15 protein-coding genes are annotated in these 17,137 nt (G+C 69.4%); 8 read left to right on the forward strand and 7 right to left on the reverse strand.

Translation table 11 applies throughout. From position 1 onward, the window contains the following. Positions 1-129: 129 nt before the first annotated feature. The 3 genes from ACFYYJ_RS02235 to ACFYYJ_RS02245 form a co-directional block, all read right to left on the reverse strand. On the reverse strand, positions 130-1,398 hold the full coding sequence (locus ACFYYJ_RS02235) for an MFS transporter (protein ID WP_389127788.1): 1,269 nt from the start codon (positions 1,396-1,398) through the stop codon (positions 130-132). 106 nt (positions 1,399-1,504) lie between these two features. Then, positions 1,505-2,587 (reverse strand): inositol-3-phosphate synthase, encoded by a 1,083-nt coding sequence (locus ACFYYJ_RS02240; protein WP_385124672.1) that lies wholly within the window; start codon positions 2,585-2,587, stop codon positions 1,505-1,507. 49 nt (positions 2,588-2,636) lie between these two features. After that, positions 2,637-3,239 (reverse strand): PadR family transcriptional regulator, encoded by a 603-nt coding sequence (locus ACFYYJ_RS02245; RefSeq protein WP_136210355.1) that lies wholly within the window; start codon positions 3,237-3,239, stop codon positions 2,637-2,639. Positions 3,240-3,513: 274 nt separating this feature from the next. Between ACFYYJ_RS02245 and ACFYYJ_RS02250 the strand changes: the two genes are divergently transcribed. Beyond that, positions 3,514-6,105 (forward strand): transglycosylase domain-containing protein, encoded by a 2,592-nt coding sequence (locus tag ACFYYJ_RS02250; RefSeq protein ID WP_385124670.1) that lies wholly within the window; start codon positions 3,514-3,516, stop codon positions 6,103-6,105. A gap of 107 nt (positions 6,106-6,212) precedes the next feature. Beyond that, a complete protein-coding gene (locus ACFYYJ_RS02255; protein WP_389127791.1) occupies positions 6,213-7,682 on the forward strand; it encodes a glycosyltransferase family 87 protein in 1,470 nt (489 codons plus the stop codon). A 57-nt stretch (positions 7,683-7,739) separates the two neighbouring features. On the opposite strand, the gene ACFYYJ_RS02260 is transcribed toward ACFYYJ_RS02255, so the two are convergent. The 3 genes from ACFYYJ_RS02260 to ACFYYJ_RS02270 form a co-directional block, all read right to left on the reverse strand. Then, on the reverse strand, positions 7,740-8,771 hold the full coding sequence (locus ACFYYJ_RS02260; protein ID WP_385124667.1) for an alanine racemase: 1,032 nt from the start codon (positions 8,769-8,771) through the stop codon (positions 7,740-7,742). Between the two features lie 37 nt (positions 8,772-8,808). Beyond that, on the reverse strand, positions 8,809-9,927 hold the full coding sequence (locus ACFYYJ_RS02265) for a lipid II:glycine glycyltransferase FemX (protein WP_384580196.1): 1,119 nt from the start codon (positions 9,925-9,927) through the stop codon (positions 8,809-8,811). 139 nt (positions 9,928-10,066) lie between these two features. Beyond that, complete coding sequence (locus tag ACFYYJ_RS02270; protein ID WP_384580194.1) at positions 10,067-10,381, reverse strand: hypothetical protein; 315 nt, start codon at positions 10,379-10,381, stop codon at positions 10,067-10,069. 250 nt (positions 10,382-10,631) lie between these two features. Between ACFYYJ_RS02270 and rpsF the strand changes: the two genes are divergently transcribed. From rpsF to rplI, 4 genes are all read left to right on the forward strand, one after another. Further along, a complete protein-coding gene (gene rpsF / locus ACFYYJ_RS02275; protein WP_015034882.1) occupies positions 10,632-10,922 on the forward strand; it encodes a 30S ribosomal protein S6 in 291 nt (96 codons plus the stop codon). 72 nt (positions 10,923-10,994) lie between these two features. Continuing rightward, complete coding sequence (locus tag ACFYYJ_RS02280; protein WP_385124666.1) at positions 10,995-11,591, forward strand: single-stranded DNA-binding protein; 597 nt, start codon at positions 10,995-10,997, stop codon at positions 11,589-11,591. Positions 11,592-11,634: 43 nt separating this feature from the next. Next, entirely contained in the window at positions 11,635-11,871 is a 237-nt protein-coding gene (gene rpsR / locus ACFYYJ_RS02285) for a 30S ribosomal protein S18 (protein ID WP_005315025.1), read from the forward strand. Between the two features lie 18 nt (positions 11,872-11,889). Next, entirely contained in the window at positions 11,890-12,336 is a 447-nt protein-coding gene (gene rplI, locus ACFYYJ_RS02290; protein ID WP_365921833.1) for a 50S ribosomal protein L9, read from the forward strand. A 143-nt stretch (positions 12,337-12,479) separates the two neighbouring features. Here rplI and ACFYYJ_RS02295 read toward each other — a convergent pair whose 3' ends face one another. Continuing rightward, the gene (locus tag ACFYYJ_RS02295; protein ID WP_385363490.1) at positions 12,480-13,817 is read right to left on the reverse strand and encodes an MATE family efflux transporter; all 1,338 of its coding nucleotides are present in this window, start codon (positions 13,815-13,817) and stop codon (positions 12,480-12,482) included. 452 nt (positions 13,818-14,269) lie between these two features. Here ACFYYJ_RS02295 and dnaB point away from each other — a divergent pair, with 452 nt between their 5' ends. Together dnaB and ACFYYJ_RS02305 are read left to right on the forward strand one after the other, a co-directional pair. Next, positions 14,270-15,742, forward strand: a complete 1,473-nt coding sequence (dnaB, locus tag ACFYYJ_RS02300) for a replicative DNA helicase (protein WP_385363494.1) — start codon at positions 14,270-14,272, stop codon at positions 15,740-15,742. 9 nt (positions 15,743-15,751) lie between these two features. Further along, positions 15,752-17,137, forward strand: a complete 1,386-nt coding sequence (locus ACFYYJ_RS02305; protein ID WP_389127796.1) for a serine hydrolase domain-containing protein — start codon at positions 15,752-15,754, stop codon at positions 17,135-17,137.

The raw sequence follows: 17,137 nt of genomic DNA on the forward strand, positions 1-17,137 counted from the left end.
CCCCGTGGGCGCGCGGGGGGGGGGCCCCCCCCAAATTGGTGGGGGGGCCCCCACCGCCCTCACCCGGCCCGGGGGGGGGCTTTTTTACCGTTAAAACCCCCCCCCCGCCGATCTGTGGCCGGGCGTGTTCTACGCGAAACGTGGCGTCCGGCGGCCCAGGAGCAGTGCGGTCGCCGCGTAGAGGGCGCTTACGCCGAGGAGCAGGACCGCGGAGCGCCCGTCGGCGGGGAGCATGAGCGCGGACACCGCCGCGGCACCGACGAACGAGACGTTGACCAGCACGTCGTAGACGGAGAAGACGCGGCCTCGGTAGTCGTCGTCCACCTGGGACTGGACCACCGTGTCGGTGGCGATCTTGGCTCCCTGGGTCGTGAGGCCGAGGACGAACGCGGCGACCAGCATCGGTCCGAAGTCGAAGAAGAGGCCGAGGGCCGGGACGAGGACGGCGGAGACCGCGGAGCACGCGGTGATCCAGCCGAGGGTGCCCAGCCGGCCCACCATCCAGGGGGTCACGACGGCGGCCGCGAAGAATCCGGCGGCGGAGGCACCGACCGCCATGCCGAGCAGGGCCAGCCCCTCGGCCTCGGTCTGCGACCAGGAGTAGCGGCAGAGCATCAGCAGGGTGACGGTCAGCGCCCCGTAGCAGAACCGCATCACGGTCATCGCGGCGAGCGCCCGGGCGGCGTCCCTGCGTGAGGCGAGGTGCCGCAGGCCTTCGGCCATGCCCCGGACGGTGAGGGCGATTCCCTCGGTGAAGGAGGGGTGGGTCGCGCCCGGCGGGTGGTCGGGCCCCAGGAGCCCGATGGCCAGGCGCAGCGAGACCAGCGCCGAGCAGAGGTAGAAGGCGGCTGCGAGCAGGACGACGATCGCGTTGGAATCGGAGGCCAGCAGCCGGACGAGGAAGGCCAGTCCCCCGCCGGCGGTGGCGGCCAGGGTGCCCGCGGTCGGGGAGAGGGCGTTCGCGGTGACCAGCTGGTCGGGGCCGACGACGTGGGGCAGGGAGGCGGCGAGCCCGGCGAGGACGAAGCGGTTGACCGCGGTCACGGACAGGGCCGAGGCGTAGAACAGCCAGTCGGGGACGTGGATCACGATCAGCATCCCGGTGAGGCAGGCGAGGAAGGCCCGCAGCAGGTTGCCGTAGAGGAAGACCTGTCGGCGCCGCCACCGGTCGAGCAGCACCCCGGCGAAGGGGCCGATCAGCGAGTACGGCAACAGCAGTACCGCCATGGCCGAGGCGATGGCCGCGGGCGAGGTCTGTTTCTCCGGGGAGAAGACCACGTAGGTGGCCAGCGCGACCTGGTAGACGCCGTCGGCGGCCTGGGAGAGCAGCCGTACGGCGAGCAGGTTGCGGAAATCCCTCAGGCGCAGGAGTACGCGCAGATCACGTACGACAGGCATGAGGGCAAGGGTCACATACGCGGAGGGTCCCCGGGCACATTGCCCGGGGACCCTCCGCGAAGAACTGCCGAAGTCCAGGTGTCCGCGAGGACCCTTGGGGGTTCGACTAGCGCTCGACCTCGCCCTTGATGAACTTCTCGACGTTGGCCAGGGCCTCGTCGTCGAAGTACTGCACCGGCGGGGACTTCATGAAGTAGCTGGACGCCGACAGGATCGGGCCGCCGATACCGCGGTCCTTGGCGATCTTCGCGGCGCGCAGGGCGTCGATGATGACACCGGCGGAGTTCGGGGAGTCCCACACCTCGAGCTTGTACTCGAGGTTCAGCGGGACGTCGCCGAAGGCGCGACCCTCGAGGCGGACGTAGGCCCACTTGCGGTCGTCGAGCCACGCGACGTAGTCGGACGGGCCGATGTGGACGTTCTTCTCGCCGAGCTCACGGTCGGGGATCTGCGAGGTGACGGCCTGCGTCTTGGAGATCTTCTTCGACTCCAGGCGCTCGCGCTCCAGCATGTTCTTGAAGTCCATGTTGCCGCCGACGTTGAGCTGCATGGTGCGCTCGAGACGGACACCGCGGTCTTCGAACAGCTTCGCCATCACGCGGTGCGTGATGGTGGCGCCGACCTGCGACTTGATGTCGTCGCCGACGATCGGGACACCGGCCTCGGTGAACTTGTCCGCCCACTCCTTGGTGCCGGCGATGAAGACCGGGAGGGCGTTGACGAAGGCGACCTTGGCGTCGATGGCGCACTGGGCGTAGAACTTCGCCGCAGCCTCGGAACCGACGGGCAGGTAGCAGATCAGGACGTCGACCTCGCGGTCCTTGAGGACCTGGACCACGTCGACCGGGGCCTCGGCGGACTCCTCGATCGTCTGGCGGTAGTACTTGCCCAGGCCGTCCAGGGTGTGGCCGCGCTGGACGGTCACGCCCGCGTTCGGGACGTCGCAGATCTTGATGGTGTTGTTCTCGCTGGCGCCGATGGCGTCCGAAAGGTCGAGGCCGACCTTCTTCGCGTCGACGTCGAACGCGGCGACGAACTCGATGTCACGCACGTGGTAGTCGCCGAACTGGACGTGCATCAGACCGGGGACCTTGGCCGCCGGGTCGGCGTCCTTGTAGTACTCGACGCCCTGCACCAGCGAGGCGGCGCAGTTGCCTACGCCGACGATGGCTACGCGAACCGAACCCATTCCGGTTGCTCCCTGTTTGTTCTCGGACGAGGGCTGCGAGATGCAGGCCTCATTTTGCAGTTTCGTCGGACGGACCGGGTCGTCTCTGATCCCGTCCCGCCCGCTCGCTCTCGATGAGCTCGTTCAGCCAGCGCACTTCGCGCTCCACGGACTCCATGCCGTGCCGCTGCAGCTCGAGCGTGTAGTCGTCGAGTCGCTCCCGCGTGCGGGCCAGTGAGGCGCGCATCTTCTCCAGGCGCTCTTCCAGCCGGCTGCGGCGGCCCTCCAGGACCCGCATGCGCACCTCGCGTTCGGTCTGACCGAAGAAGGCGAAGCGGGCGGCGAAGGACTCGTCCTCCCAGGTGTCGGGGCCGGTGTGGGAGAGGAGCTCTTCGAAGTGCTCCTTCCCGGCGGCCGTCAACCGGTAGACGATCTTGGCGCGGCGCCCTGCGAGTGAAGCGGCGAGGGCGTCCTCCGGAGCGTTGCCCGGCTCTTCGATCAACCAGCCGTTGGCGACCAGCGTCTTGAGGCAGGGGTAGAGCGTTCCGTAGCTGAAGGCTCTGAAGACCCCAAGCGAGGTGTTGAGCCGCTTGCGCAGCTCGTAGCCGTGCATGGGGGATTCGCGGAGCAGGCCGAGGACGGCGAATTCGAGGATGCCTGAGCGCCTGCTCATCCGCCTGCCTCTCCTTCGACCCTGTGTCTTTATACCGAGCTGATGTATCGGCTCGATACATCCAGACGATAGAACGGGCCGGGTCGGTCGACAAGTGGCGACGTGGTGACCGGCGTCACATCACCAATTCGCGCCAGGCAAGTTGCCCTATTTGGGGTGAACTTCGGCACTAGTCGGGTTTTGACCGTGCGTAGTCTGTGCGCCATGACACCGGGGGAACCGGAATTCACCTGCCGCTTCCAGGCCACTCGCCTGCCCGAGGAGTAGTCGTTCGATGAGCGAGCACCGCCGCAAACCGTCGCAGCCCCAGAGTGGCGGGCGGGCCGAGGCCCGACGAGCCGCCCAGCAGCGCCCCGGGAGGGGCGCCGGGACCGGACGTGACGTCCCTGCGGCGTCACACAGCGGCCCCCATACGGAACCCTCCGCGCACGGCGGCAGACCGGGAGCGCGCCGGGCCGGCCAGAGAGGATCCGGAGGACGCGGCAGGGGCGCGGGCGCGGCGAACGCCGGCCGGGGCGCCGGTGCCGCCGGTCGCGGTGCCGCCCGTCCCGACAAGCGGCTGATCAACTACCCGAGGTCGGACCGGGAGGGCTGGAAGCGCTTCCTGCCGTCCTGGAAGCTCGTCTGCGGTACGGCCCTGGGCTTCTTCTCGATCATCATCGCCGGTGCGGGCATCGGCATCGCCATGGTGAACACGCCCGACGAGAACAAGGCCGCCCAGGCGCAGAACAACGTCTTCAAGTGGGCCAACGGCGAACAGATGGTGGCGACCGGCGGTTCGATGAACCGGCAGATCGTGCCGATCTCCAGCATTCCCCGGTCGATGAGGGACGCGGTGATCTCCGCGGAGAACGAGTCCTTCGAGACGGACAAGGGCGTCGACCCCATGGGCATCGCCCGCGCCGTGTGGAACATGGCCACGGGCGGTTCCACCCAGGGCGGATCGACCATCACCCAGCAGTTCGTGAAGAACACCTACCTGGACTCCGAGCAGACGCTCAAGCGCAAGGTCACCGAGCTCTTCATCGCGATCAAGCTGGGCACCACCGTGGAGAAGGACAAGGTCCTCGCGGGTTACCTCAACACCGCGTATTACGGTCGTGACGCCTACGGCATCCAGGCCGCCGCCCGCGCCTACTTCGGCAAGGACAGCAAGGACCTGAACCCGTCGGAGTCCGCCTTCCTGGCCTCCGTGCTCAAGGGCCCCAACCTGTACAACCCGGACGGCGGCATCGGCACCGCGGCCACCCCCGAGCTCAACGAGAAGCGCGCCCGAGAGCGCTGGGCCTGGGTCCTGGACCGCGAGGTCGAGGTGGGCCGGATGGACAAGGCCGAGCGTGCGAAGTACGCGGACAAGGACTTCCCCGCCCGCGTCGAGTCGGCGCAGGCCCGCGGGATGACCGGCCAGATCGGCTACCTGGTCGACACGGCCAAGGCGTACGTGATGAAGACCAAGAACATCACCGCCGAGCAGATGGCCCTGGGCGGTTACGAGATCACGACCACCTTCGAGAAGCCGAAGGTGGACGCGCTGGCCAAGGCCGTCGAGGACACCCGCGCCGGCCTGATCGACGAGAAGAAGCGCCCCGACACCGACACCTTCGTGCAGTTCGGCGCGGCCTCCGTGAACGCGAAGACCGGCGCGCTCGTCGCCCTGTACGGCGGCCCGGGCTGGGACCACAAGTACTTCAGCAACAACGCCAACACCACCGGTGTCCCGGTCGGCTCGACCTGGAAGCCCTACGTGCTCGCCGCGGCCATGCAGTACGGCACGCAGAACTCCAACGGCAAGGGCATCTCCGCCGACAGCAAGTACCAGGCGAACGACCTCACCGTCATCAACAACCGGGACGGCGTGCCGCTGCGCGGCAAGGACGGCACCCCGTTCAAGCAGAAGAACGAGAGCCCCACCGCCTACGGCTACGTGACCCTCAACGAGGCGATGGAGAAGTCCATCAACGTCCCGTTCGCCCAGCTCGTCTTCGACGTCGGCCACGACAAGGTCCGCAAGGTGGCCGAGTCCACGGGCCTGCTCCCGGACTCGATGAGCAAGGCCAACGACGCCTCCTTCGCGCTCGGTACCTCCACCCCCAGCGCCATCCGCATGGCCGACTCGTACGCCACGTTCGCGGCCTCCGGCAGGCACCACGAGCCCTTCTCCGTGACCAAGGTCGAGAAGGACGGCGTGCCGCTGGCCGGCTTCGAGCCGACCAAGGAACAGCGGGCCATGGACAACTCCGTCGCCGACAACGTCACCAAGGTCCTGCAGAACGTGGTCCAGAACGGCACCGCGACCAAGGTCAAGAAGCTGGGCCGGCCCGCCGCGGGCAAGACCGGTACCACGGACGAGAACAAGTCGGCCTGGTTCGTCGGCTACACCCCGGAGCTCTCCACCTCCGTGGTCCTCTTCCGCAGCGACCCCAACTCGGCCGACAAGGCACTGCAGTCCATGAAGGGCGTCGGCGACATCCCCTCCATCCACGGTGGTGACATCCCGGCCGAGATCTGGACCGAGTACATGATGGAAGCGGTCAAGGGCACCCCGGAGACGAAGTTCCCCGAGCCCGAGGACGTCGGCGTCGTCGCCAACGCCTCCGGTGCCCCTTCCCCGACCCCCTCGGCCCCGCCGTCGCCGTCGCAGACCCCGTCGATGACGCCGTCGCCCACGCCGTCGGGCAGCCCTTCCCCCTCCAAGGGCAGCAAGCCCTGCAAGAGGTGGGAGCTGTACTGCGACCCGACCCCGACACCCAGCGGAGGCAACCCGGGAGGGATGATCGGCGGCAGTGACGGCGGACCCAGCGGAACGCCGACGTCGACGCCCACCAGCGGCAGACCCGGCAGGCCGGGAGGCCTCACCGGGGGATAGCAGTCGATGTCCCGGTGACGGGCCCGGCCCGTCCGGGCACGTGAACAGAGGAAGGCCGTCGCACCCGGTGCGACGGCCTTCCCCCATGTCCGGCCCGGTACGGCAGGATGACCCCCATGACCAAGGTGCACGAGGACCGTCCCGTCCTGCCCACGGAGCAGGACGAGGTCGCCGCAGCCGGAAGCGAGTTCATCGGCGGGCCCATCGGCCGCTACGCACGGCTCGGCGGGCACTGGCTGGGGCCGGTCCGCGTCGTGGTCCTGCTCGCCCTCGGCATGTTCGCCCTCGGCATGGTGCAGAAGCTGCCCTGCTACGACTGGGCGTGGTTCCGGGGGGCGGGCTCGCAGTACACGCACGCCTGCTACTCCGACATCCCGCACCTGTTCGCGGCACGCGGCTTCGCCGACAACCTCACGCCGTACTTCGACCGGCTCCCCGGCGACATGGAGTACCTGGAGTACCCGGTGCTCACCGGGCTCTTCATGGAGGTCGCCTCCTGGCTGACCCCCGGCAGCGGCTCCATGCAGCACCGCGAGCAGATGTACTGGATGGTCAACGCGGGCATGCTCATGGCCTGCGCCGCCGTCATCGCGGTGTGCGTCGCCCGCACCCACCGCCGCCGCCCCTGGGACGCCCTGCTCTTCGCCCTCGCGCCGGCCTTCGCCCTCACCGCGACGATCAACTGGGACCTGCTGGCCATCGCCCTGACCGCCGCCGGAATGCTCATGTGGTCCCGGGGCCGGACGGTGCTCTTCGGCGTCTTCATCGGCCTGGCCACCGCCGCCAAGCTCTACCCCGTCCTGCTCCTCGGGGTGCTCTTCGTGCTCTGCTGGCGCGCCGGGAAGTGGCGTGACTTCGGAGCCGCGGCCCTCGGCGCGGCCGCCGCCTGGCTCGCGGTGAACCTGCCGGTGATGCTCCTCGCCTGGGACGGCTGGTCGAAGTTCTACACCTTCAGCCAGGAACGGCCGATCGACTTCGGTTCCGTGTGGCTGCTGATCTCCCAGCGCACGGGCAACCCCCTCCACGACGCCAACACGTACGCGACCGGGCTGACGCTCCTGATGTGCGGGGCCATCGGACTGCTGACCCTGACCGCCCCCAGGCGTCCCCGCTTCGCCCAGCTGGCCTTCCTCGTCGTCGCCGCCTTCATCCTGGCCAACAAGGTCTACTCGCCGCAGTACGTGCTGTGGCTCATCCCGCTCGCCGCGCTGGCCCGGCCCCGCTGGCGCGACTTCCTGATCTGGCAGGCCGGCGAGGTCGTCTACTTCCTCGGGATCTGGTTCTACCTCGCCTACACGACCAGCGCCGACAAGCACCAGGGCCTTCCCACGGAGGGCTACCAGGTGGCGATCGCCGCCCACCTGCTGGCCACCCTGTACCTGTGCGCGGTCGTGGTCCGCGACATCCTGATGCCCGAACGCGACGTCGTACGCCGCGACGGCTCGGACGACCCTTCCGGAGGCGTCCTGGACGGGGCCGAGGACGTGTTCGTGCTGTCGGACGCGGCGAGGGCGCCGCGGGACGCGGCGCCCTCGGAAGGACGGCGGGTCGACTGGGGCACGGGCCCGGGGGCCTGAGAGCGGTACGGGGTCACGGCCGGTCGGCCGTGACCCCGTACCTGCGTCTCGGGCGTCTCAGGCGTCGAGCACCCGGTCGAACTGGGTGGTGGTGTGCCGCAGGTGCGCCACGAGCTCGTCGCCGACCTTCGGCTCGGTCGTGTCGGAGGGCACGAACAGGATCGACACCTGCATGTGCGGGGGCTCCGCGAACCAGCGCTGCTTGCCCGCCCACACGAAGGGCGAAAGGTTCCGGTTGACCGTGGCCAGGCCGGCCCGGGCGACGCCCTTGGCCCGCGGCATCACGCCGTGCAGGGCCTTGGGGGCCTCCAGGCCCACCCCGTGCGAGGTACCGCCGGCGACCACGACCAGCCAGCCGTCGGAGGCGGCCTTCTGCTGGCGGTAGCCGAAGCGGTCGCCCTTGGCGACGCGCGTGACGTCCAGGACCGAACCCCGGTACTCGGTCGCCTCGTGGTCGCCCAGCCACAGCCGGGTGCCGATACGGGCCCGGAAGCGGGTCTGCGGGAACTGCTGCTGCAGCCGCGCCAGTTCCTCGGCCCGCAGGTGGCTGACGAACATGGTGTGCAGCGGGAGCCGGGCCGCGCGCAGCCGGTCCATCCAGCCGATGACCTCCTCGACGGCGTCCGAGCCGTCCGGGCGGTCCAGCGGCAGATGCAGGGCGAAGCCCTCCAGCCGTACGTCCTCGATCGCGGCCTGCAGCTGCCCCAGGTCCTGCTCGGAGATGCCGTGGCGGCGCATCGAGCTCATGCACTCGATGACGACCCGGGCGCCGACCAGGCTGCGGACCCCGTCCAGCGAGGCCACCGAGCGGATGACCCGGTCCGGCAGCGGCACCGGGTCCTCGCCCCGCCGGAAGGGGGTCAGGACCAGCAGGTCGCCGCCGAACAGGTCCTTGATGCTCGCGGCCTCGTACGTGGTGCCGACGGCGAGGACGTCGGCACCCATCCGGGTCGCCTCCTCGGACAGCCGCTCGTGGCCGAAGCCGTAGCCGTTGCCCTTGCAGACCGGGATCAGTCCGGGGAACTGGTCCATGACCTGCTTCTGGTGCGCACGCCAGCGCGCGGTGTCGACGTAGAGCGTGAGCGCCATGCCCGTCAGGTGCCTCTCGTATGGGGTGGGGGTGGGGTCAGCGGCGCGACATGTAGATGTCGAGCGCCTTGTGGAGCACCTTGTTGAGCGGGAAGTCCCACTCTCCGACGTACTCGACGGCCTCGCCGCCCGTGCCGACCTTGAACTGGATCAGCCCGAACAGGTGGTCGTTCTCGTCCAGCGTGTCAGAGATACCGCGCAGGTCGTAGACGCTGGCGCCGAGTGCGTACGAATCGCGCAGCATCCGCCACTGCATCGCGTTCGACGGGCGGACCTCGCGCTTGTGGTTGGCGGACGCGCCGTACGAGTACCAGACGTGCTGGCCGACGGTGAGCATCGTGGCGGCGGCCAGCGGCTCCCCCTCGTGCTTGGCGATGTACAGCCGCATCCGGTTGGGGTCCTCGGAGTTGAGGGCCGTCCACTGGCGCTGGAAGTAGCTGAGCGGGCGCGGGCGGAACTTGTCGCGCTCGGCCGTGATCTCGTACAGGTGCTGCCAGGTCGGCAGATCGTCGTAGCCGCCCTGGACGACCTCGACGCCGGCCTTCTCGGCCTTCTTGATGTTGCGGCGCCACAGCTGGTTGAAGCCCTTGAGGACGTCGTCCAGCGAGCGGTTGGCCAGCGGTACCTGGAAGACGTAGCGCGGCTGGACGTCACCGAAGCCGGCGCCGCCGTCCTCGGCCTGCTGCCAGCCCATGCGGCGCAGCTTGTCGGACACCTCGAAGGCGCGGGGCTCGATGTGCGAGGCCTCGACGTCGCGCAGCCGCTTGACCTCGGGGTCCTGGATGCCGGCCTTGATGGCGGCGGCGTTCCAGCGGCGGATGACGACGGGCGGGCCCATCTTCACGGTGAAGGCGCCCTGGTTCTTCAGGTGCGCCAGCATCGGCTGGAGCCACTCCTCCAGGTTCGGGGCGTACCAGTTGATGACCGGGCCCTCGGGCAGGTACGCGAGGTACCGCTTCACCTTCGGCAGCTGCCGGTAGAGCACCAGCGCGGCGCCGACGAGTTCGTCGGACTTGTCGAACCAGCCGAGGTTTTCCGAACGCCACTCGTTCTTGACGTCGGCCCATGCCGGGACCTGGCAGTGGCTAGCCGACGGCAGGCTCTGGAGGTACGCCAGATGCTGCTCTCGGCTGATGGTCCTCAGGGACAGGCTCATGCGGGGTGCTCCTCCGGCGACTTCGCTGGCTATGGCGCGAAGCCTACTGCGACAGGGGCGCCACCCATCTGGGGGACGTGCCGGTGCCCGGGCCGATGCTCGACCGGCGCCCCGTCGCAGGAGTGTCCGCAGGTGCCCCTCAACCGCCGAAGAGGCCGCCGTGGAACATGCCGATGAAGAAGCCGATGGCAGACGCGCCAAGGCCGATGATCAGTGCGAAGCGCTCGCGTGTCGTGACGGAGACGAACTGTCCGTACAGACCGGTCAGGATCCCGATCAGCCCGGCCCACGTGGTGAGCAGGTGCAGGTTGTGGAAGAAGGCCGTGATGAACGCCACGGCTCCGAGGACCAGGGTGACCGCCATCAGGGTGTCCTGAAGCGGGTGGGGCTTGCCGTCGGTGGACAGCAGCGAGATCGGAGGGGGCTGGGACTGCGGTTGCATGGCCTGTGCCATCGGAAGGCACCTCCTGGCTGAAGCAGAGCGGCGCTCGGAACCACCTCCGGCAAGGGGCCGGGGGCATAGCACCGAGCACACCCGATGGATACAGATTGTGTCCCCTCGGCGCCGGATTTCAACCGGAAGGAGTCGAGCAGGTAGTCTGTACAGCTGCGCGGTGTCTGTTCTCGGACGCCGTGCGCACGCATCACGACCCTCCTGCCACGGAACGACCGTGGCCGCTGAGTCCAAAGGAGGTGGGTTCCACATGCGTCACTACGAAGTGATGGTCATCCTCGACCCCGATCTCGAGGAGCGCGCTGTCTCCCCGCTGATCGAGAACTTCCTCTCCGTCGTCCGTGAGGGCAACGGAAAGGTCGAGAAGGTCGACACCTGGGGCCGTCGTCGTCTCGCTTACGAGATCAAGAAGAAGCCCGAGGGCATCTACTCGGTCATCGACCTTCAGGCCGAGCCTGCGGTCGTCAAGGAGCTTGACCGACAGCTGAACCTGAACGAGTCGGTTCTCCGGACCAAGGTCCTTCGCCCCGAGACCCACTGAACTTCGGTTCAGCGGTAATCGGGATCGAGTAGCACAGCAGCCCAGCAGCAATCCCCGCCGAGAGGTTCATCCATGGCAGGCGAGACCGTCATCACGGTCGTCGGCAATCTCGTCGACGACCCCGAGCTGCGCTTCACCCCCTCGGGTGCGGCGGTCGCGAAGTTCCGTGTCGCGTCCACCCCCCGCACCTTCGACCGTCAGACCAACGAGTGGAAGGACGGCGAGAGCCTGTTCCTGACCTGCTCGGTGTGGCGGCAGGCGGCGGAGAACGTCGCCGAGTCCCTCCAGCGAGGCATGCGCGTCATCGTGCAGGGCCGGCTGAGGCAGCGGTCGTACGAGGACCGTGAGGGTGTCAAGCGCACGGTCTACGAGCTGGACGTCGAGGAAGTCGGCCCCAGCCTGAAGAACGCCACGGCCAAGGTCGCCAAGACCACGGGTCGCGGTGGCCAGGGTGGGTACGGCGGCGGCGGTCAGCAGCAGGGTGGCGGCGGCGGTGGCTGGGGCGGAGCCCCCAGCGGCGGCGGCCAGCAGGGCGGCGGAGGTTCCTCCGACGACCCGTGGGCGTCCAGCGCGCCGGCCGGTGGCCAGCAGCAGGGCGGCGGCGGGGGCGGCTGGGGTGGAAACTCCGGCGGCTCCGGCGGTGGCTACTCGGACGAGCCGCCCTTCTAGGGCAGCTCGCATCCAAACTTCTTGATCACACAGGAGAGACACAATGGCGAAGCCGCCTGTGCGCAAGCCTAAGAAGAAGGTCTGCGCGTTCTGCAAGGACAAGACCGCGTACGTGGACTACAAGGACACGAACATGCTGCGGAAGTTCATTTCCGACCGTGGCAAGATCCGTGCCCGCCGCGTTACCGGCAACTGCACGCAGCACCAGCGTGACGTCGCCACGGCCGTGAAGAACAGCCGTGAGATGGCGCTGCTGCCCTACACGTCCACCGCGCGATAAGGAAAGGGTGACCGACCAATGAAGATCATCCTGACCCACGAGGTCTCTGGCCTCGGCACCGCCGGCGATGTCGTCGACGTCAAGGACGGTTACGCTCGCAACTACCTGGTCCCGCGTGGTTTCGCGATCCGCTGGACCAAGGGTGGCGAGAAGGACGTGGCGCAGATCCGCCGCGCCCGCAAGATCCACGAGATCGCGACCATCGAGCAGGCCAACGAGGTCAAGGCCAAGCTCGAGGGCGTGAAGGTCCGTCTGGCCACCCGCGCGGGTGACGCCGGTCGTCTCTTCGGTTCCGTGACCCCGTCCGACATCGCCACGGCGATCGAGGCTTCGGGTGGCCCGAAGGTCGACAAGCGCCGCGTCGAGCTGGGCTCCCCGATCAAGACCCTCGGTTCGTACCAGGTCTCCGTGCGTCTGCACGCCGACGTGGCCGCGAACGTGGGCATCGAGGTCGTCGCCGCCTAAGGGCTGCGAAGCGAAGGGCCGCACCCCCACGGGGGTGCGGCCCTTCGTCGCGTTTCACGGTCGTGTTTCACGTGAAACACCGCCCGGTCCAGGTCCAGGTCCAGGTCCCGGCTCCGGTCCCCGGCCAGGGTTCCGGGCCCGGGTCAGCGAGTGGCTCCTGCGACCAGCCAGCGGCCCGAGCGGGCACGCAGCTGGAGGGTGGCCATGCGGACCAGCATCATCAGCGTCATGGCGCCCCACAGGGCCGTCACGCCGCCGCCCAGGACGGGGACGAGCAGGGCCGCCGGGGTGAACACGGCGAGCGTCAGCAGCATGGCCCGGGCCAGGTAGGGCCCGTCGCCCGCGCCCATGAGGACGCCGTCGAGGACGAAGACCACGCCGCCGATGGGCTGGGAGAGCGCCACGACCAGCAGGGCGGGCAGGATGGCGTGCTCGACGGCGGGATCGCTGGTGAACAGCGGGATCAGCACCGGGCGGGCCACGACGACCAGCAGGCCGAGCACGATGCCCGAGCCGATGCCCCACTGGACCATGCGCCGGCAGACGGCCCGGGCGCCCTCGGTGTCGCCGGCGCCCAGGTAGCGGCCGATGATCGCCTGTCCGGCGATGGCGATGGCGTCCAATGCGAAGGCGAGCAGGCTCCACAGGGAGAGCAGGACCTGGTGGGCGGCGATGTCGGCGTCGCCGAGTCGGGCGGCCACGGCGGTCGCGATCAGCAGGATGGCGCGCAGGGACAGCGTACGGACCAGCAGCGGCGCTCCTGCCTGGGCGCAGGCCCGGATGCCCGCCGCGTCGGGGCGCAGGGAGGCTCCGTGCCGCCGGGCGCCGCGTACGACCACGACGAGGTAGGCGGCGGCCATGGCGCACTGGGCCAGGACGGTGCCCCAGGCGGAGCCCGCGATGCCGAGCCCGGCGCCGTAGACGAGGGCGACGTTCAGGACGCCGTTGAGGGCGAAGCCGCCGACGGCGACGTAGAGCGGCGTACGGGTGTCCTGGAGGCCGCGGAGGACGCCCGTGGCGGCGAGGACCATGAGCATGGCCGGGATGCCGAGGGCGGAGATCCGCAGATAGGTGACCGCGTACGGGGCGACGGTGTCGGAGGCTCCGAAGAGGGAGATGAGCGAGGGGGCGGTGGGCAGGACCACGGCGATGACGGCGACGCCGAGCAGGAGGGCGAGCCAGACGCCGTCCATGCCCTGTCGGATGGCCCCCTGGAGGTCGCCCGCGCCGACCCGGCGGGCGACGGCCGAGGTGGTGGCGTAGGCGAGGAAGACGAAGACGCTCACGGCTGTGGTGAGCAGTGCGGCGGCGATGCCGAGGCCGGCCAGTTGGGACGTGCCGAGGTGCCCCACGATGGCGCTGTCGGCCAACACGAAGAGGGGTTCGGCGACGAGTGCGCCGAAGGCGGGGACGGCGAGGGCGAGTATCTCCCGGTCGTGTCGTCTCGGCGCAGCCTTCGGCGCTGTGGGGGCCTGTGTCATGCGCTCAATCTAATCTTCCACAGGTAATAGATGCAAGACCATTTAGATCCTTACCGTGGCGTCGATCAGGGCGTTCCCGCAGCCTCATTGGTGGCGATCTCGAGACAGTGGCCAAGATTTTTCACACGAGGTCGGTCTGACGGGAGAATCTGCAGGTCAGATGTGGTGTGTGGGTGTGGCAGGTGATTTTGTCCACAGCGTCGTCCCCCGGTCCGTGCACAGCTTCCGGGGACTTACCCACAGCATTGGCGCCGTCGTCCACATCTCATCCACACAGCCTGTGGATAACAAGATTGGCTGACGCCGCTCGCGGCCCTACCGTGGTGCGTTGCCCGACTCGCCGACAGCCGATTCGGGTGCCCCAAATGTCAGAGCCGTGTCGTAGAAAGAGTGGCACGGCGAGGTCCGCTCTGCGGACGGGAGGAGGCGGCCCGGTGAGCATGCCCGAGCCCATGGACGACCCCTGGGCCGACAGCGGTCCGAGCGACCGTCTGCCCGCCCGTCCGCGCCGTAACAGCGAAGGCCGCGGCCGCGGGGACGAACAGCACGACCGGGGCCGCGAGGGCGGCTCCTGGGAGGGCGGCGGCAGCGGTGGCGGCGGCTTCGAGCGCGTCCCTCCGCAGGACCTCGACGCCGAGCAGTCCGTCCTCGGCGGCATGCTGCTGTCGAAGGACGCCATCGCCGACGTCGTCGAGGTCATCAAGGGCCACGACTTCTACCGGCCCTCGCACGAGACGATCTACCAGGCCATCCTCGACCTGTACGCCAAGGGCGAGCCGGCCGACCCGATCACGGTGGGCGCCGAGCTGACCCGGCGCGGGGAGATCAGCAAGGTCGGCGGGGCGTCGTACCTGCACACGCTGGTGCAGTCCGTGCCGACGGCCGCCAACGCCGAGTACTACGCGGAGATCGTCCACGAGCGGGCGGTGCTGCGCCGACTGGTCGCGGCCGGCACGAAGATCACGCAGATGGGATACGCCGCCGACGGCGACGTCGACGAGATCGTCAACAGCGCCCAGGCCGAGATCTACGCCGTCACGGAGCAGCGGACCTCCGAGGACTACCTGCCGCTGGGCGACATCATGGAGGGCGCGCTCGACGAGATCGAGGCGATCGGTTCCCGCAGCGGCCAGATGTCGGGCGTCCCGACCGGCTTCACGGACCTCGACTCGCTCACCAACGGCCTGCACCCCGGCCAGATGATCGTCATCGCCGCCCGTCCCGCGATGGGCAAGTCGACCCTGGCGCTGGACTTCGCCCGCGCCTGTTCCATCAAGGCCAACCTGCCGAGCGTGATCTTCTCCCTCGAAATGGGACGCAACGAGATCGCGATGCGCCTGCTGTCGGCGGAAGCCCGGGTGGCCCTGCACCACATGCGCTCGGGAACGATGACGGACGACGACTGGACCCGGCTGGCCCGCCGGATGCCGGACGTCTCCGCCGCCCCGCTGTACATCGACGACTCCCCCAACCTGTCGATGATGGAGATCCGCGCCAAGTGCCGTCGGCTCAAGCAGCGCAACGACCTCTCGCTCGTGGTCATCGACTACCTCCAGCTGATGCAGTCGGGTGGTTCGCGCCGACCCGAGAGCCGCCAGCAGGAGGTCTCGGACATGTCCCGAAACCTGAAGCTGCTGGCGAAGGAGCTCGAGGTCCCCGTGATCGCGCTCTCCCAGCTGAACCGTGGTCCCGAGCAGCGCACCGACAAGAAGCCGATGGTCTCCGACCTGCGTGAGTCGGGCTCCATCGAGCAGGACGCCGACATGGTGATCCTGCTGCACCGCGAGGACGCGTACGAAAAGGAGTCCCCGCGCGCGGGCGAGGCGGACCTGATCGTGGCGAAGCACCGTAACGGCCCGACGGCCACCATCACCGTGGCCTTCCAGGGCCATTATTCGCGGTTCGTGGACATGGCCAACACGTAGCATCCGATCATGGATGAGCTTGCCGAAGACCTGGAACTTCTCCCTGCCACCCGGCGTGCGCTGAGGCACCGGATCGCGTTGGCGCAGAGCGCCGGGCGGGCGCCCTCCGTGGTGGCGGCCGTCGTGCGCGGCGGGGAGGTGGTCTGGGAGGGCTCCCGGACCTCCGTCGAGGGGCACGGCCCGGACGGGAACGTCCAGTACCGGATCGGATCGATCAGCAAGACCTTCACCGCTGTTCTGGTGCTGCGGCTGCGGGACGAGGGGCTGCTGTCGCTCGCGGATCCGCTGGAGCGGCACCTGCCCGGGACCGGGGTCGGCGAGGTGACCATCGCCCAACTGCTGTCGCACGCCGGCGGACTCGCCGCGGAGACGCCGGGACCGTGGTGGGAGCGCACCCCTGGCGACCTGCGGCCCGCGCTGGCCGACGTACTGGGCGCGGAGCCGTTCAAGCACGCGCCCGGGCAACGGCACCACTACTCCAACCCCGGTTACACCCTGCTGGGTTCGCTCGTCGAGGCGTTGCGCGGGAGGCCGTGGGAGGAGGTGTTGCGGTCCGAGGTGCTGGAGCCGCTCGGGCTGAGTCGTACGAGCGGGGCGCCGCAGGCGCCGAACGCGGGCGGCTGGGCGGTGCACCCGTGGGCGGACGTCATGATGCCGGAGCCGCTGGAGGACCTGGGCCTGATGGCCGCTGCCGGTCAATTGTGGTCCACGACAAGGGACTTGGCGCGGTTCGCGGACTTCCTGCTGCGCGGGGACGAGCGGGTGCTGAGCGCGGAGTCCGTACGGGAGATGCGCACTGCGGTGTCGCCGCCGGAGCCGGGCCTCGCGGACATCGGGTACGGGCTGGGCATGCAGCTGACGGCCCAGGGCGAGCGTCGGCTGGCGGGGCACAGCGGATCGCTGCCCGGGTTCGTGGCGGGGCTGTGGCTGAGCGAGGCGGACGACGTGGCGGCCGTGGTGCTCGCGAACTGCACGTCGGGGCTCCCGGCGGCGACGGTGGCCGCGGACCTGGTGGCGATCGTGGCCGATGCCGAGCCCCGGTTCCCGGAGCCGTGGAAGCCGTTCCGGGAGTCCGACCGGGTGCCGCTGGAGCTGTGCGGCCCCTGGTACTGGGGGACTTCGGCGCAGGTGGTGCGGCTGAAGTCGGACGGGTCGCTGGAGCTGGCGCCGCTGGGCGGGACCGGGCGGTCGGCGCGGTTCCGCGCCGAGGCGGACGGTAGTTGGACGGGGCTGAACGGTTACTACGCGGGGGAGACGCTGCGGGCGGTGCGTGGGGAGGACGGTTCGGTGAGCCACCTCGACCTGGCGTCCTTCGTGTTCACGCGGGAGCCGTACGACGCCGGCGCCCCGGTGCCCGGCGGGGTGGACCCGCAGGGTTGGCGGGGCATCGGCTGA

The sequence above is a fragment of the Streptomyces sp. NPDC002467 genome (assembly GCF_042889825.1).
GTDB lineage: Bacteria > Actinomycetota > Actinomycetes > Streptomycetales > Streptomycetaceae > Streptomyces.

Bases quoted from the DNA above. Each gene is read 5' to 3' on its own strand.
- ACFYYJ_RS02240 (WP_385124672.1), bottom strand. From the start codon at position 2,587: ATGGGTTCGGTTCGCGTAGCCATCGTCGGCGTAGGCAACTGCGCCGCC.
- ACFYYJ_RS02265 (WP_384580196.1), bottom strand. From the start codon at position 9,927: ATGAGCCTGTCCCTGAGGACCATCAGCCGAGAGCAGCATCTGGCGTAC.
- ACFYYJ_RS02255 (WP_389127791.1), top strand. From the start codon at position 6,213: ATGACCCCCATGACCAAGGTGCACGAGGACCGTCCCGTCCTGCCCACG.
- rplI (WP_365921833.1), top strand. From the start codon at position 11,890: ATGAAGATCATCCTGACCCACGAGGTCTCTGGCCTCGGCACCGCCGGC.
- rpsR (WP_005315025.1), top strand. From the start codon at position 11,635: ATGGCGAAGCCGCCTGTGCGCAAGCCTAAGAAGAAGGTCTGCGCGTTC.
- dnaB (WP_385363494.1), top strand. From the start codon at position 14,270: ATGGACGACCCCTGGGCCGACAGCGGTCCGAGCGACCGTCTGCCCGCC.
- ACFYYJ_RS02235 (WP_389127788.1), bottom strand. From the start codon at position 1,398: ATGCCTGTCGTACGTGATCTGCGCGTACTCCTGCGCCTGAGGGATTTC.
- ACFYYJ_RS02305 (WP_389127796.1), top strand. From the start codon at position 15,752: ATGGATGAGCTTGCCGAAGACCTGGAACTTCTCCCTGCCACCCGGCGT.
- ACFYYJ_RS02260 (WP_385124667.1), bottom strand. From the start codon at position 8,771: ATGGCGCTCACGCTCTACGTCGACACCGCGCGCTGGCGTGCGCACCAG.
- rpsF (WP_015034882.1), top strand. From the start codon at position 10,632: ATGCGTCACTACGAAGTGATGGTCATCCTCGACCCCGATCTCGAGGAG.
- ACFYYJ_RS02270 (WP_384580194.1), bottom strand. From the start codon at position 10,381: ATGGCACAGGCCATGCAACCGCAGTCCCAGCCCCCTCCGATCTCGCTG.
- ACFYYJ_RS02250 (WP_385124670.1), top strand. From the start codon at position 3,514: ATGAGCGAGCACCGCCGCAAACCGTCGCAGCCCCAGAGTGGCGGGCGG.
- ACFYYJ_RS02280 (WP_385124666.1), top strand. From the start codon at position 10,995: ATGGCAGGCGAGACCGTCATCACGGTCGTCGGCAATCTCGTCGACGAC.
- ACFYYJ_RS02245 (WP_136210355.1), bottom strand. From the start codon at position 3,239: ATGAGCAGGCGCTCAGGCATCCTCGAATTCGCCGTCCTCGGCCTGCTC.
- ACFYYJ_RS02295 (WP_385363490.1), bottom strand. From the start codon at position 13,817: ATGACACAGGCCCCCACAGCGCCGAAGGCTGCGCCGAGACGACACGAC.